This window comes from Mesorhizobium sp. IMUNJ 23232 (assembly GCF_044326205.1).
In the GTDB taxonomy this organism is placed as follows: domain Bacteria; phylum Pseudomonadota; class Alphaproteobacteria; order Rhizobiales; family Rhizobiaceae; genus Kumtagia.
The window spans coordinates 81,295-94,848 of the sequence record NZ_JBIRCY010000008.1 but is presented as its reverse complement, the minus strand read 5'-3'; the positions used below and the strand labels follow the sequence as shown (position 1 = coordinate 94,848).

The 13,554-nt window shown below is 63.7% G+C and carries 11 protein-coding genes; 8 read left to right on the top strand and 3 right to left on the bottom strand.

The features are described 5' to 3' along the window. Position 1: 1 nt before the first annotated feature. Positions 2-1,018, top strand: coding sequence for a LacI family DNA-binding transcriptional regulator (locus tag ACH196_RS08075; RefSeq protein WP_396646368.1), 1,017 nt, complete (start codon positions 2-4; stop codon positions 1,016-1,018). A 202-nt stretch (positions 1,019-1,220) separates the two neighbouring features. On the opposite strand, the gene ACH196_RS08070 is transcribed toward ACH196_RS08075, so the two are convergent. Further along, the gene (locus ACH196_RS08070) at positions 1,221-2,564 is read right to left on the bottom strand and encodes an SRPBCC family protein (RefSeq protein WP_396646367.1); all 1,344 of its coding nucleotides are present in this window, start codon (positions 2,562-2,564) and stop codon (positions 1,221-1,223) included. A gap of 117 nt (positions 2,565-2,681) precedes the next feature. Between ACH196_RS08070 and ACH196_RS08065 the strand changes: the two genes are divergently transcribed. Beyond that, complete coding sequence (locus ACH196_RS08065) at positions 2,682-3,575, top strand: LysR family transcriptional regulator (RefSeq protein ID WP_396646366.1); 894 nt, start codon at positions 2,682-2,684, stop codon at positions 3,573-3,575. 1 nt (position 3,576) lies between these two features. On the opposite strand, the gene ACH196_RS08060 is transcribed toward ACH196_RS08065, so the two are convergent. Together ACH196_RS08060 and ACH196_RS08055 are read right to left on the bottom strand one after the other, a co-directional pair. Then, positions 3,577-4,833 (bottom strand): NAD(P)/FAD-dependent oxidoreductase, encoded by a 1,257-nt coding sequence (locus ACH196_RS08060; RefSeq protein ID WP_396646365.1) that lies wholly within the window; start codon positions 4,831-4,833, stop codon positions 3,577-3,579. Continuing rightward, the gene (locus tag ACH196_RS08055) at positions 4,830-6,878 is read right to left on the bottom strand and encodes an alpha/beta hydrolase family protein (protein ID WP_396646364.1); all 2,049 of its coding nucleotides are present in this window, start codon (positions 6,876-6,878) and stop codon (positions 4,830-4,832) included. The genes ACH196_RS08060 and ACH196_RS08055 overlap by 4 nt, the downstream gene beginning before the upstream one ends. Before the next feature lie 98 nt (positions 6,879-6,976). On the opposite strand from ACH196_RS08055, the gene ACH196_RS08050 reads away from it, so the two are divergent. The 6 genes from ACH196_RS08050 (at position 6,977) to ACH196_RS08025 (ending at position 13,548) form a co-directional block, all read left to right on the top strand. Beyond that, the gene (locus ACH196_RS08050; RefSeq protein ID WP_396646363.1) at positions 6,977-7,969 is read left to right on the top strand and encodes a dipeptidase; all 993 of its coding nucleotides are present in this window, start codon (positions 6,977-6,979) and stop codon (positions 7,967-7,969) included. A gap of 169 nt (positions 7,970-8,138) precedes the next feature. Beyond that, positions 8,139-9,698 (top strand): ABC transporter substrate-binding protein, encoded by a 1,560-nt coding sequence (locus ACH196_RS08045; protein WP_396646362.1) that lies wholly within the window; start codon positions 8,139-8,141, stop codon positions 9,696-9,698. A gap of 50 nt (positions 9,699-9,748) precedes the next feature. Continuing rightward, the gene (locus tag ACH196_RS08040) at positions 9,749-10,696 is read left to right on the top strand and encodes an ABC transporter permease (RefSeq protein ID WP_396646361.1); all 948 of its coding nucleotides are present in this window, start codon (positions 9,749-9,751) and stop codon (positions 10,694-10,696) included. Then, on the top strand, positions 10,689-11,561 hold the full coding sequence (locus ACH196_RS08035) for an ABC transporter permease (RefSeq protein ID WP_396646360.1): 873 nt from the start codon (positions 10,689-10,691) through the stop codon (positions 11,559-11,561). Before ACH196_RS08040 ends, ACH196_RS08035 begins: the two co-directional genes overlap by 8 nt. Then, positions 11,558-12,544, top strand: coding sequence for an ABC transporter ATP-binding protein (locus tag ACH196_RS08030; protein ID WP_396646359.1), 987 nt, complete (start codon positions 11,558-11,560; stop codon positions 12,542-12,544). The genes ACH196_RS08035 and ACH196_RS08030 overlap by 4 nt, the downstream gene beginning before the upstream one ends. Beyond that, complete coding sequence (locus ACH196_RS08025) at positions 12,541-13,548, top strand: ABC transporter ATP-binding protein (protein WP_396646358.1); 1,008 nt, start codon at positions 12,541-12,543, stop codon at positions 13,546-13,548. Before ACH196_RS08030 ends, ACH196_RS08025 begins: the two co-directional genes overlap by 4 nt. Positions 13,549-13,554 lie beyond the last annotated feature (6 nt).

Genomic DNA, 13,554 nt, shown 5'->3' with positions numbered 1-13,554 from the left:
CATGGTCACTCGATCCGACGTCGCGGAGCGCGCGGGAACATCCACCGCCGTGGTCAGCTACGTCATCAATGACGGCCCCCGTCCGGTCGCGGCCGAGACTCGGGAGCGTGTCCTGCAGGCCATTGCCGATCTGGGTTACCGCCCGAACAGGGTCGCGCAGGCATTGCGTGGCCAGCGTTCGCGCGTCATCGGACTGATCGTGCCTGATATCTCCAATCCGTTCTATTCGGAACTGGCCCGGATCATCGAGAACCACGCCGATCTCCTTGGATACACGCTCGTCCTCGGCAACAGCGAACAAAACGCCCAGCGCGAGCTCAGATATGTCCGCACCTTCCTGGACAGGCAGGTTGATGGCCTCATCCTGATCAGCGGGTCGAGCTCGGACGAACTCATGGCACTGTTCTCGGAGATCCCCGTCCCGTTCATCCTGCTCGACCGCCGCATCAACTACGCGCCGAATGCCTTCCTGCTGGCGACGGACGGAGTGACGGGCGCAGCCATGGCGACCAATCACCTGATTGCGCTCGGCCACACTTCGATCGCCGCCATGTGCGGACCTTCAAAAATGCCAAGCGAACGGGCCAAGGGCTACATCCAGGCCATGGAGAAGGCCGGATTGCAGCCGGTCCTGCACCATAGCGCCGATTTCGACCGGCAATCGACCTACGAACTGGCCTGCGAAGTCCTTCGCGCTCCCGGCCGACCGGATGCGATATTCGCCACGTTCGATCTGGCTGGCATCAGCATCCTGCGGGCTGCAGCCGATTCCGGCGTCTCCGTTCCGGGCGAGATGGCCGTTATCGCCTATGACGACGTCCAGGAGTCGCAGTTCACGATTCCGCGCCTGAGCACGGTCGCGCAGCCGACCAGCGAGCTTGGCCGTTCGGCGGCGGAGCATCTCGTCGGCCTCATCGAAAGCAAGCTCGAGAGAACGTTCGGCATGAAGCTCATCGCGCCGCAATTGATCGTACGCGAAAGCTGCGGTGGCCTTATTCAACGGCACCCCAGCCGCTAACCCGGTTCTCGGGTTTGGGCTCTCGGTCATTGACCAAGCTGGGATGGCTCGGCACGCCCAAAAGCCTCATCCGAACCGAAAGCCGGTTTGACCTGCATGTGCGACACAATTTGAAAATCGGGCAGGATGCGCAACCGATATTTCCTCTTCCAGCAGATGGGCGCTGAAACTCGGATCGGATGTGTCGAAACTTGCGCGTTCCTCAGCCTGATGGCTTTTGAATGTTGCAAGCAGCCTTTGGCGACGCGAAGAGCTGCGAGGGGGCGGCCCACTGCTCCTGCCTCTCGCCGCGCCGGCCCGTGATCAGCGCCTGCATTTGAGAAAGATAAGTCTCGATGAAGAACGCCGTTTGCGACTCCAGCGGCGTGTATGGGCCTGGGCGGTAGACACGCGACGCGATGCCAAGGGCATTGTCCTCGGTGATTGTCTTGTCCTGCACCGTCGTGACGTCCCACATCCAGGAGATCTTGTCCGGATCGACGTCGGCGTCGGCATCCTTGTCGACGAGCCAGGTCAGGATCACGTCGGTCTCGTTGGCGCTGCGCGGAATCATCTGGAACATGGTGAGATAGTCGTTCGGCGCGCTCAGGAACGACAATCTTCCGATACGGAACCCGTTCTCGCCGCCGTCATAGCTGACGCGGCCGCCCATCAGACGGGATACGGGCTGGCCGTCATCCGAGAGGGTCAGGCGGCCTGAACCGATCGGCTTGCGGTGCATGGCGAAGGGCATCGTGTCTAGGTCGCCCGGCTCCCAGATTCCCTTGTTGAATTCGGCGTCGCCGATGACGCTGTGCCAAGCCTCTATTTCGTCCTGCCATTTCCTGGCATTGTAGTCATCGCGCATCGCGGTGACTTTGACGTGGCCGTTCACCCGGAAATATTCGGGGTGCGCCGGGCGGCAGTGGTAGCATTCGAGGAAGTTTTCCAGCACCAGCTTCCAGTTCGCCTTGGTGAGATAGCTTTTTCGGGCAACGATCCGGGCACCGTCTACGCCGTTCTCGCGCAGCAGATCGGTGAGCCCGTTCGCCGCCGGTTCGATGTCGGGCAGGCTCGCTTGGTCAAGGCCGCACATGACGAGGCCGCCAAACACCTTCGTCGGCACCTTGTGCCGCCCGAGTTCCTCCGGATCGACGCCCTCCGGCAGATCGGCCCGCGTCTGCAATTCGCCCGTCAGCCGGAAACCCCAGGCATGATAAGGGCAGACAAGCAGGCGGCCGCGTCCGTCCTTGGTGCAGAGCCGCGATCCACGATGCGTGCAGACGTTATAGTAGGCGGCGATGTCCCCCTCGCCGTCGCCATGGCGCACGATGATGATTTCCTCGTCGAAGAGGTTGCGGACGATGTAGCGGCCCTTTTCCGGTACTTCGCCGGCATGCGCCACGATCACCCATTGCCGTGGGAACCATAGCTGCCGCTCAATTTCGAAAATCTCCGGGTCGAGATAGAAGGCCTGCTGCAGCGACCAGTCCTTGCGGTGTTCGGCGATGAGGCCGAGGACGCGGTTGCGGTCGATGGCCGGCAGGGCCTTCTCGTTAGCGGGCATGGAAACACTCCGGCGGCTGGCTACGATGACTTTTCATCAGAGTTGTGGGTAAACAGGCCTTTCATCAAGCATGATTTTGGCAGACTTCCATATTGAAAAGGCATAAGCAGTCATTTCATGAAGACGCTGAAGGCATCGCTTCCGCTGCTCAATGCCATGGTCGCCTTCGAGGCGACCGCACGACATGGCAGCCTCACCGCTGCCGCGTCCGAACTGGCCATCGCGCAATCCGCCGTCAGCCGCCACATCGCCAATCTGGAAACGAGGCTGGCGGTGCATTTGTTGGCGCGCAAGGGCAATCGCATTGCGCTCACCACCGAAGGCGGCACGCTTGCCGAGGCCATCCGCGACGGCCTCGGCACCATACGTGACGCCGTCGAGCGGCTATCGGAACCGGATCGCGATACCTTCGTCATCGGCAGCGGCTACGACCTCGTCCAGGCGTGGCTCATGCCGCGTTTCGAAATCGTCACATCGCTGGTAGCGCATGGGCGGGTCATGCTGCTTACCTCCAGCAATGCAGAGGATTTCAGCCGCCCGGACGTAGCAATCTCAATCCGCTTCGGCAAACCGGAAGACTGGCCCGGCTTCGTTGCGCGCAAGCTGTTCGACGGGGACTGGTTTCCCGTCTGCTCGCCCGCCTTCTTGAGACGATATCCGACGCTGAGTTCGGAAGACCCCTCGGTTTTCGCCGAGGTGCCCCTGCTGCACCTTTCCGCGGCAGCAGATGCGGTCGACAACTGGCGCTCGTGGATCGGCACGGACCGCAACCTCCCCGGCCCGACTTTTTCGAGCTACATGCCGATGATGCATGAAGCGATAGCGGGCCGCGGCGCGGCGCTTGCCTGGGCGGGGTTCAGCGAAGAGCAATTGAAGCTCGGCCAGCTCGTTCGCCTTACGCAAACGTACCGCCGGCATGCGGACGCCTTCTATCTCATCACCCGCAGGAAAACCAACGCCACCGTCCAGGCGGTGGCGCAAGCCCTGCTCGGCAGCGTCGGAGCACGATGACCTATTCGGCGGCCGCTGCGAAACGATTTACGCCGTGCCGCGCGCTCCAGGCGGGCATCGAGGCCTCGATCGCAGCCTCATCCTTGAACGCGTCGGAGGCATAGCGATCGACTCGAAAGCGTGTCGGATCGATGATCTTTTCCCGGTCCAGAATGATTTCGGTGGCGAGGCGCCCGAGACCAGGGCCATGGGTTACGCCGCTCTCGTTGTCGCCGCCGACGACAACCACGCTTTCATGGCCGGGCACATGCCCGACGAGCAGGCCGACGTCGGGGGTGTAGCAGGGGATGCCCTGCGTCCAGCTTGCAAGCTTCGAGCCACGCAGCGGCGGGAAGACAGGCTCGAGCTTTTCCATCTGCTGGTCGACCATCGACTGCATCAATTCCTCATTGTGCGGCCGGCCGGGTTCGATCTCTTCGCCACCCAGCCGATGCAGCGGAATATAGTGGCTTCCCGTACCCCACATGACCGCGCCGAAGGTTTCGCGCAGCCACAAGCGCAATTCGCGGCACTGAATGGTCGGCAAGGTCGACGGCAGGCCGCGATCGTCGGTGACGACGCGCGTGGCGACCACGCGCAGCATCGGCAGGCGCCAACCCAGACCGTTGAGGAGTTCGTTGTTCCAGGCGCCGGCGGCGAGTACGACGCCGTCCGCCTCGATCCTGCCGGTGCTGGTCGCAAGCATCACCTTGCCATCGGCCTCCGTGACGGAGGTGACCCGCGTGCCGCTGCGAACGACGCCGCCGAGCTTCTCGATCTCGCCAAGCAGCACGCCGAGGGCGAGCGTGGTGTCGACCTGGATGCCATGCGGATTGTAGGCGCCGGAATGGACCTTTGCCGGGTCGACCAGACCGCCCATGATCGCGCCGATTTGGGCGGCGTTCAGGTCCTGCATCTCCTTCGGCGCATAGGGCGAATTGAGCACGGGCATCACGAAGTCGTCGCGCCCCTGCGGCGTCAGCGCCATCATCAGCGTGCCGTTCTTCCGGTAGCCGATCTCGGTTCCGAGTTCATGCAGCATGTGGTAAAAGTCGAGGCCGTACTGCTGCAGCGTCAATCCTTCGGCGCCCATCAGCACCATGCCTGCCGACCAGTGCGAGACGAAACCCGCACCAGCGCCGGTCGTGGCCTTGCCGGGCTCGACTGCTTCAAGCAGCGTCACCTTCTTCGTTCCCGCCTTCAGCAGGTGATACGCAGTCGAGCAGCCGATGATGCCGCCGCCGACCACAACGATGTGCTTGTCGTTCCCTTTGGTCAAAGTCGTGCTTCCTTGTCTTCTGCCGCAGGCGCCGCCCCGCCCACATAGGTGTCCAGCCACCAGACTATGCGGGCGGCGGAGTCGAAATATTCCGGATAGACGCGAATGCTATGGCCGGCACTGGGATAGGTCACGAGCGCGCTGGGGGATCCGGAACGCAACGCCGCGAAATGGCATTCGAGCGCCTGTGACGGCGGCGTACTCTTGTCGATGCCGCCAGCCATGACCAGTGTTGGCACCTTCGTGCGCTGCTTGAAGAATGCGGGGCTGCGTGCGTAGTAGGCACCGCTCCCGTCCCACGGCGATGCGTCGAGGAACAGCGCGTCGAACTCCGGTATCTGCGTCGTGCGGTGCTGGCTGTGCCAGTCGCCGACTGGCGAGATGGGAATTGCAGCCGCGAATCGGTCGCTCCGTGTCGGCAGCCAGGCCGACATGAAGCCGCCGTAGCTGGTGCCGGTGACCGCGACACGCGCGGGGTCGACCCACCTCTTCGCGACCAGCGCATCGATGCCGCTCAAGATGTCGTCGACGTCGGCGCCGCCCATGTCGCCCTTGACCGCGCGGGCAAAGGCTTGGCCGCGCCCGGTGCTGCCACGCGGGTTCGGAAAAAGGATCGTCCAGCCGCGGGCGGCAAGCAGCGGCGCGGCGCGCGTCCGCGCCATCCAGCGGTTGCGGTGGGCCGACACCGGCCCGCCATGCACGTCGATCAGCAGCGGCGTCGCGGAACCTGTATCTGCTGGACGAACCAGCCAGCCCTGGATCTCCAGCCCGTCCGGCGCGGTCCATGCAAAAGGTTCGACGGCACCATGGCCTTCTACGTCGCTCTCATCCTCTGTCGAGAACGAAGCAATTTCGCGCAAGTCGCCGTCTCCGACCTCTGCAAGCAACGGCGGCCTGGCGTAGGACTCTGCGACCATCAGCGTGCCGTGCTGGCCGATCGGATAGGAAACCGGCGCCCACTCGCCGGAAGTCAGGTCGGTCGACGCCCAGATTTCCGTCAGGTGCCGCGTCCGCAGATCGTAGTCCGCCACCACCGTCTCATGTCCCCGCAGACCCGCGAGATGCACGCGTCCCGGCGATCGCCACTCCACGGACGTGACGTCGACGCCGTTCGTCGGAACAACCTCCACCGAACCGGTTTTGGCATCGACCAGCGCCAGTTCGCCCGCCACCAGGCCACGATCGCTGCAGAAGGCGCGGATCAAAGCAACGGTGCTTCCGTCGGCCGAACCGCGCGGCACACCGATCTGGTCGGGAGGGAGATGCGAAAGGACGACCTCTCCCGAGCCGGCATCGATGATGGAAAGCCTTGCCGCATACCAGCTTCCTTCGGCGTGGTGATCGCTGGTGACCGCCGCGACCTTGTCCTCGCCGCACCAGCTTGCTTCCCAGACGTTCAGCGGGGCGGCAGTCACGGAGACGGGTTCGCCAGCAAGGTCCCATGTCCATATCGAGCGCCAGAGGTCCTCGCCTTCTCCCCAATTGACCTCGGGAAGCCAGGACGGCGCGTCCGTCGAGTGCTTCTGGGCATAGCCGCCATGGATGCCGGCGAGATCTGCCCCGGCGCCCGCGACGATCAGCAGAAGCCGGTCTCCAGCCGGAGACCAGTCGATCAACTCGACGCGGCCAGGGACAGCCGCGCTGACGACCAGTCTGTCGCCTGCCCAAACCTCGATGAGATCAGAGCCGGTCTTATCGCTCGCGGCAGCGGCCGCAAGCCGACGGCCATTGGCCGACAGCCGTATCTGCCGCGTTTCGCGATCATTGAGCCGGACGGGAACGCCGCCTGCGCGGGCTACCCGATAGACACGGTTGGCCACGCCGTCCTCGAAGCCGCCGTCAAAACTCTGACCGATGAAATAGACATCAGGAATGTCGGCATGGCCGCACAGCCCACGCGCTGAAAAGACATGCCCATTCAGCCCGAACAGCCTGCCGTACAGTTCCAGGGTTTCCACAAACTGCGGCGACGACCGAAAATCCGCCTTCATGACGCTCCGCTCGTCCGCATCGACTTTCCACACGCTCTGGACACCCGTGTACAATGGATTGATCCAGAAGCGTGCGCAAGTCCGAATTCCTTGACCACGGCACCGCAGAATGCACACTTCGGCTCCGCCATGCTGCACATCGAGAGGATTCCGTGGGCGTTTCCGAACAGGTCCAGACCATCTTTGCCGACGAAGTGATTTGGGACGCGCATTCCGGCTTCATGCCCGACCCGGCGGCCAATCTCGACAATCTGCAGATATGGCGGGATGCCGGCGTCGACTATCTTTCCATCGATGTCGGCTTCGATCTCCTGCCATGGGAGAAGACCATCGCGACGCTCGCCGCGTTCCGGCACTGGATCCTCGCCCGACCCAACGCGTATGCACTCGTATCGTCGATCTCCGAGATTGCCTCGGCAAAGGCAGCCGGCAAGCTGGCGGTCACCTTCGACATCGAGGGCATGAACGCGCTGAACGGCCGCGTGGAGATGGTCGAGTTCTATCATCGCCTCGGCGTGCGCCAGATTCTCTTCGCCTACAATCGCAACAACCTTGCCGGCGGCGGCTGCCACGACGTGGACACCGGCCTGACGGCGTTCGGCCGGCAGGTCATCGACGAGATGAACCGGCTCGGCATGTTCGTGGACGTGACCCACACCGGTTACCGCACCACCATGGACGTCATGGAATATACCGATCGGCCGGTCATCTTCTCCCACTCCAATCCGAAGGCGCTTTGCGGACACGGCCGCAACATCACCGACGAGCAGATCAGGGCCTGCGCCCGCACCGGCGGCATAGTCGGAGTTGTTAGCCTCAACAGATTCCTCGGCGACAACCGCATCGATTCCGAGCGCATGGCGGATCACGTCGAATATCTGATCGACATCGCCGGTCCGCGCCATGTCGGCATCGGTCTGGACTATGCTTTCCCGGTCGAGATCGACGGCATCGACACTCTCATCGCCGACAATCCGCAATTCTGGCCAAAGGAGGAATATCCCGAAGGCAAGACCAACTATGCCGAGCCACGGCAATTGTGGGAACTCGCCGAGGTGCTGTTGCGGCGCGGACAGACCGAGCGAACCGTGCGCGACGTGATGGGCGGAAATTTCATGCGGCTCGCCAGCGAAATATGGAAATAGGCATGGGGATGCCGGATGGGATTCGGCAAATCCGATCACGCAAACATGCGGTTACTTTCTTCTGGACACGAGTGTCCGGACGTAGCAGGCTGACGGTTCACGCTGCCGCCGCAAGAAGCGAAAACGCCACGGCTGGGATCAAATGACGCATAATCAAAGAGGGTCGAACATGAACAAGCTTTCCACCACGAACCTTTCACGCCGGACCGTGCTCGCGGGCGCCGGGGCGCTCGGACTGGCGTCGCTGATCTATCCGGGTAAACAGGCGCGCGCGGCCGGATCGACCCTCCGGGTCCGCTCCTATGCTGATATCCAGATCCTCGACCCGGCGTTCCGCCTCGCGGCGCCGGAGGGCGACATCACCAACGTCATCTTCGCCGGACTGGTGATCACGACGGCCGGCGACAAATGGGGCTGGAAGCCGATGGCGGTGGAGACGATCGACCAGCTCGACCCGCTGACGATCGCATTCAAGCTGCGTGACAATATCGGTTTCACCGATGGTTTCGGCCAGATGACTGCGGAGGACGTGAAGTTCTCGATCGAACGCATCGCCGATCCGAAGAACGAGTCGCCCTATGCCGGCGACTGGGTGACGTTGAAGGAGGTCGAGGTCAAGGACAAGCTGTCGGGCGTGATCCACCTCAAGGAAGCTTTCGCGCCGCTTTGGACCTCGACACTGCCGACGCCCTCCAGCACCATCCTGTCCAAGCGCGCGGTCACCGAGGCCGGAGGCAAGCTCGGCGTCAAGGCGGTCGCCCAGTCGGGACCATATCTGCTCAAGGAATGGCTGCCCAAGCAGCGCACCGTGCTCGTCCGCAATCCCGACTGGAAGTATGAACAGGGCGCCTATGACGAGATCCACGTCCATCCGATCGAGGACGAGAAGACTGCGGAACTCGGCTATGAGGCGGGCGACCTCGACTATACCTGGACCTCCGTGTCGTCAATCACGCGCCTGAAGCAGACACCGCCGGCGGATACGACCGTCGTCGAAAAACCATCGCTGGCCTTCGTCTGGTTCGGCATGAACAAGGCAGTCGCGCCCTTCGACAACCCGGACGCCCGCCGCGCCGTGCAGTATGCCGTCGACCGCAAGGCCGTCGTGGACGCCGCCTATTTCGGCGCCGCGGCCACGGCGAACGGCATCATCGCGCCGGGCCTGGTCGGGCACCGCGAGAAGAACCTCTACGACTACGATCCCGACAAGGCGCGCGAACTGATTGAGAAGTCGGGTCTCGCCGGCCAGACGGTGGTGCTGGACATTCTGAACAAGACCGAGCGTCTGTCGGCCGCGCAGGTCATCCAGGCCAATCTTGCTGATGTCGGCGTCACCGTCGAGATTAAGCAGAACGACAGCGGCACCTTCTGGACGCTCGGTTCGAAGGAGAACGAATATTCAAAGAAGCTGCAGATGGTGGTGCAACGCTTCTCCATGCAGCCCGATCCAAGCTGGGCGACGGAGTGGTTCACCCGCAGCCAGATCGGCGTCTGGAACTGGGAGAGCTTCGACAGCGAGGAGTTCGACAAGCTGGTCAACGAAGGCAAGGTGGAGCTCGATCCGGCCAAGCGCGACGTTATGTACAAGAAGATGCAGGACCTGATGGAGGAAAGCGGCTGCTACGTCTTCCTCACCCACGAGGTTGCCGGCGTGATGTACCGCAACAGTGTCGTCGCGGCCCTGAAGCCGAATGGCGAGCCGGTCTTCGCGGATTTCAAGCCCGCCTGACGAGATGCGACTGCTAGGCACGGCGTGGGGCCGTTCGGGTTTGTCCTGAGATGCTCCGCTACGCACTGAAACGACTGGGGCTCGGCATCGTCATCGTGAGTGTCGCGATGATGATGCTGTTCGCCATGGTCTACGTCATCCCCGGGGACCCGGCGTCGGTGGCGCTAGGGCCCCGCGCTACGCCGCAGATGATCGAGGCGTTGCGTGCGCGCATGGGCCTCGACCAGCCGATCTGGATGCAATTCCTGAAATTCTACACCTCTGCCATTCGCGGCGATCTCGGCACCGAGGTCCTGTCCGGCCGCCAGGTGCTCGATGTCGTGTTCGAACAGGTCCCCTTCACGCTCGCATTGATCGCCGGGGCTATCTCCTGGTCAGTGCTGCTCGGCATTCCGCTCGGCTGCATCGCCGCCGTCCGGCGCGGCGGTTTCGTCGACCGCGTCGTCGGCATCTTGTCGGTCGCGGTGATAGCCTTGCCCTCCTTCGTTATCGCCATCTATTCGCTGCTGATCTTCGCGGTGGCGCTGCGGTGGTTGCCGGCCATCGGCGCCGGCGAACCGGGCAATCCGAAGAGCCAGCTCATGGCGCTGATCCTGCCTTCGCTCGCCGTCGGCCTGGGCTGGGTCGGCTATATCGCGCGCATGGTGCGCGCCTCGATGCTGGAGACGCTCGAGGCGAGCCATATCCGCACCGCCCGTGCCTTTGGCCTGACCGACCGGCGCATCACCTATTCCTACGCCTTGCGGATCGCGATCCTGCCGACGATAACGCTGCTCGGCGTCGGCATCGGCCACATGCTATCGTCCTCGGTCTTCGCCGAAATCGTCTTCGCCCGGCCCGGCATCGGCAAGCTCGTCTACGAAGCTATCTCCGTCCGCAACTACCCGATCGTCACCGGCGCGGTGCTGGTGACGACCGTCTTCTTCGTCGTCGTCAACGTGCTTGCCGACATCGTCATCGGCGCATTGGATCCCCGTGTCAGAGCAAGTTTTGATTGAGCCGCGCCCGCTGACGCGGTTCGCCGGGCTCGCACGGGTCCTGCGGCGCATCATGCGCGAGCCGCTTGGCGCGCTGGGTCTGTCTCTCGTCGTGTTTGTCGTCCTCATGGCGCTGTGCGCCGACGTGCTCTCCTCCTATCCGCCCACCAAGCTTTCGCCCGCCGATCGCTTCCAGCCGGCAAGCTGGCAGCATCTTCTCGGCACCGACCATCTCGGCCGCGATCTGTTCTCGCGCGTATTGCATGGCGGCCGTATCGCGCTTGCCATCGCCCTCGGCGCAACGGGAGCATCGCTCGTCATCGGCATCGTGCTCGGCCTGATCGCCGGCTACGGACCGCGCTGGCTCGACAATCTGATGCTTCTTGTGTTCGATGCGTTGAAGAGTTTTCCGACCGTCATGCTGGCCCTGACGCTGGTGACTATCACCGGCCCGTCGCTCACGGCTGTCGTCGTCGTGGTTGTTCTCGTGAGCGTGCCAGGCTATGCGCGCATCATCCGCACCCAGACACTAGTCCTGAAATCGGCCGAGCATGTCATGGCCGCACGTTCGATGGGAGCGAGCACGGCCCGCATCCTTGCCGTCCACATCATGCCCAACGTGATAGGTCCCATCCTCATCCTCGCCTCCATGGACATCCCCGTCGTGGTGGCAATCGAAGCGGGTCTGAGTTTCCTCGGACTTGGCGTGCGGCCGCCCATGCCGAGTTGGGGCTCGATCCTGAACGACGGCTTCGCCAACATCCGCGACTCCTACTGGATCGTCGTCGCGGGCGGCCTGCCGATCGTGCTGACGACGCTCGGCTTCACCTTCCTCGGCGAGACGTTGCGGGACGTCTTCGACCCGCGGCTGAGGGGGCGCGGATGACGGTTCTCCACGTCCGCGACCTCAGCGTCGACTTCGCCACCGAGGGCGGCGCCCTCCAGGCCTTGAAGAAGGTCGAACTGACAGTACCAAGGAACCGCATCGTCGGCGTCGTCGGCGAATCCGGCTGCGGCAAATCCACGCTGATCAACGCCATCCTCGGCCTGCTCGCCGACAATGGCAGCGTTACGTCCGGCCGGATACTGTTCGAGGAAGGCCAGGACCTTGCGAATCTCGACCGGGCGACGATGCGCGCCCTGCGCGGGCGCAAGATCGCAACCGTGTTCCAGGATCCGATGGGCGCGCTCAATCCGGTCCTGTCGGTAGGCCGGCAGATGCGCGATATCCAGTACCGGTCCAGCCTCTCGCGCAGGGAAAAGGATGCGCGTTCCGTCGCCATGTTGCGCAAGGTGCGCATACCCGATCCGGAAAAGCGCCTGGCCCAGTTCCCGCATGAATTCTCCGGCGGCATGAAGCAGCGCATCGCCATCGCCATGGCGCTGATGATGGAGCCGTCACTGCTGATCGCCGACGAGCCGACCACGGCGCTCGACGCGACGCTGGAGGTCACCATCATCGAGCTTCTGAAGGAATTGCAGCAGCAGATCGGCTGCTCGGTGCTGTTCATCTCGCACCATCTCGGCGTAATCGCCGAACTCTGCGACGAGATGATCGTCATGTACGCCGGCGAGGTGGTGGAGCGCGGCACGACCCGCGACATTTTTCACAATGCGCGCCATCCTTACACGAGAAAACTTCTCGCCTGCGATCCCGCCCGCCTGTCGCATCGCGCGGCACGCCTGCCGACCATCCCCGGCACGCTGCCCGACCTGCGTCGCCGGCCGACAGGCTGCGTGTTCCAGGCGCGTTGCGAGATCGCCGACGGCGTCTGCTCCACCATGCCGCCGGATACGGTCATTACCGAAGGCCATGTTGCGCGGTGCTGGCACACGAGCCAGGCGCTGACGGTGGAAGCCACGGCATGACGTCGGAACCGCTGCTGACCGTGTCCGACCTGCGCGTGCGATTCCGCATGGGTGGGATCATGGCAGGTCTTTCCCGCCAGCCAACCAGTATCGACGCGGTCGCCGGCGTCAGTTTCTCGCTGGAGCGCGGCCGCACCTTTGCACTGGTCGGTGAGTCAGGTTCCGGCAAGACGACACTGGCGCGCGCCGTGAACGGGCTCCAAGTCGCCGCCGGTGGCTCGATCCGCTTCGAAGGCCGTGAATTGCGGAATCTTTCGAAAGCCGGCTGGAGGCCGCTTCGCCGCCGCATGTCGATGATGTTCCAGGACCCGGTCGGCTCGCTGTCGCCTCGTCTCAGCGTTCGCTCTATCCTGGCCGAACCCTTCGCCATCCACGGTCTGTCGGGCAAGGATGAGAATGCCGAGGTGCTGCGGCTGCTCGCGCTGGTCGGCCTGCCGCGCGACTTCGCCGATCGCTACCCGCACCAGCTTTCAGGCGGCCAGGCCCGACGTGTCGGCGTGGCGCGCGCCGTGGCGCTGGATCCAGTGCTGATCATCGCCGACGAACCGACCGCCGGCCTCGATGTGTCGGTGCAGGGCGAGGTGCTGAACCTGCTCAACGACCTGCGCGACCGCATGGGCCTGTCGCTGCTCATCATCACGCACAACCTGCATGTCGTGCGCCAGATCGCCGATCATATGGCGGTGATGTATCTGGGCCGCTTCGTCGAGGAGGGTGAGACCGAGGCGATCTTTGCCGCGCCGCGCCATCCCTACACGGCGGCCCTGCTGTCGGCCAATCCCGAGCCGGATCCGGACAAGGTGCACAACCGCATCGCGCTGCCAGCCGAAGTTCCGTCCTTGCTTGCCCGGCCATCGGGCTGCGAGTTTCACACGCGATGCCCCCTTGCCCGAGACAAGTGCACGACGAATGCCCCTCCCTCGGTGCGAATGGGCGCCAGCCTGTTCACCTGCCATTTTCCACTAAACCCAGAGACCGGGGCTGCACTCGCCGGCGCCGGTTAGGAGCAT

Bases quoted from the DNA above. Each gene is read 5' to 3' on its own strand.
- ACH196_RS08075 (WP_396646368.1), top strand. From the start codon at position 2: ATGGTCACTCGATCCGACGTCGCGGAGCGCGCGGGAACATCCACCGCC.
- ACH196_RS08040 (WP_396646361.1), top strand. From the start codon at position 9,749: ATGCTCCGCTACGCACTGAAACGACTGGGGCTCGGCATCGTCATCGTG.
- ACH196_RS08025 (WP_396646358.1), top strand. From the start codon at position 12,541: ATGACGTCGGAACCGCTGCTGACCGTGTCCGACCTGCGCGTGCGATTC.
- ACH196_RS08065 (WP_396646366.1), top strand. From the start codon at position 2,682: ATGAAGACGCTGAAGGCATCGCTTCCGCTGCTCAATGCCATGGTCGCC.
- ACH196_RS08070 (WP_396646367.1), bottom strand. From the start codon at position 2,564: ATGCCCGCTAACGAGAAGGCCCTGCCGGCCATCGACCGCAACCGCGTC.
- ACH196_RS08030 (WP_396646359.1), top strand. From the start codon at position 11,558: ATGACGGTTCTCCACGTCCGCGACCTCAGCGTCGACTTCGCCACCGAG.
- ACH196_RS08045 (WP_396646362.1), top strand. From the start codon at position 8,139: ATGAACAAGCTTTCCACCACGAACCTTTCACGCCGGACCGTGCTCGCG.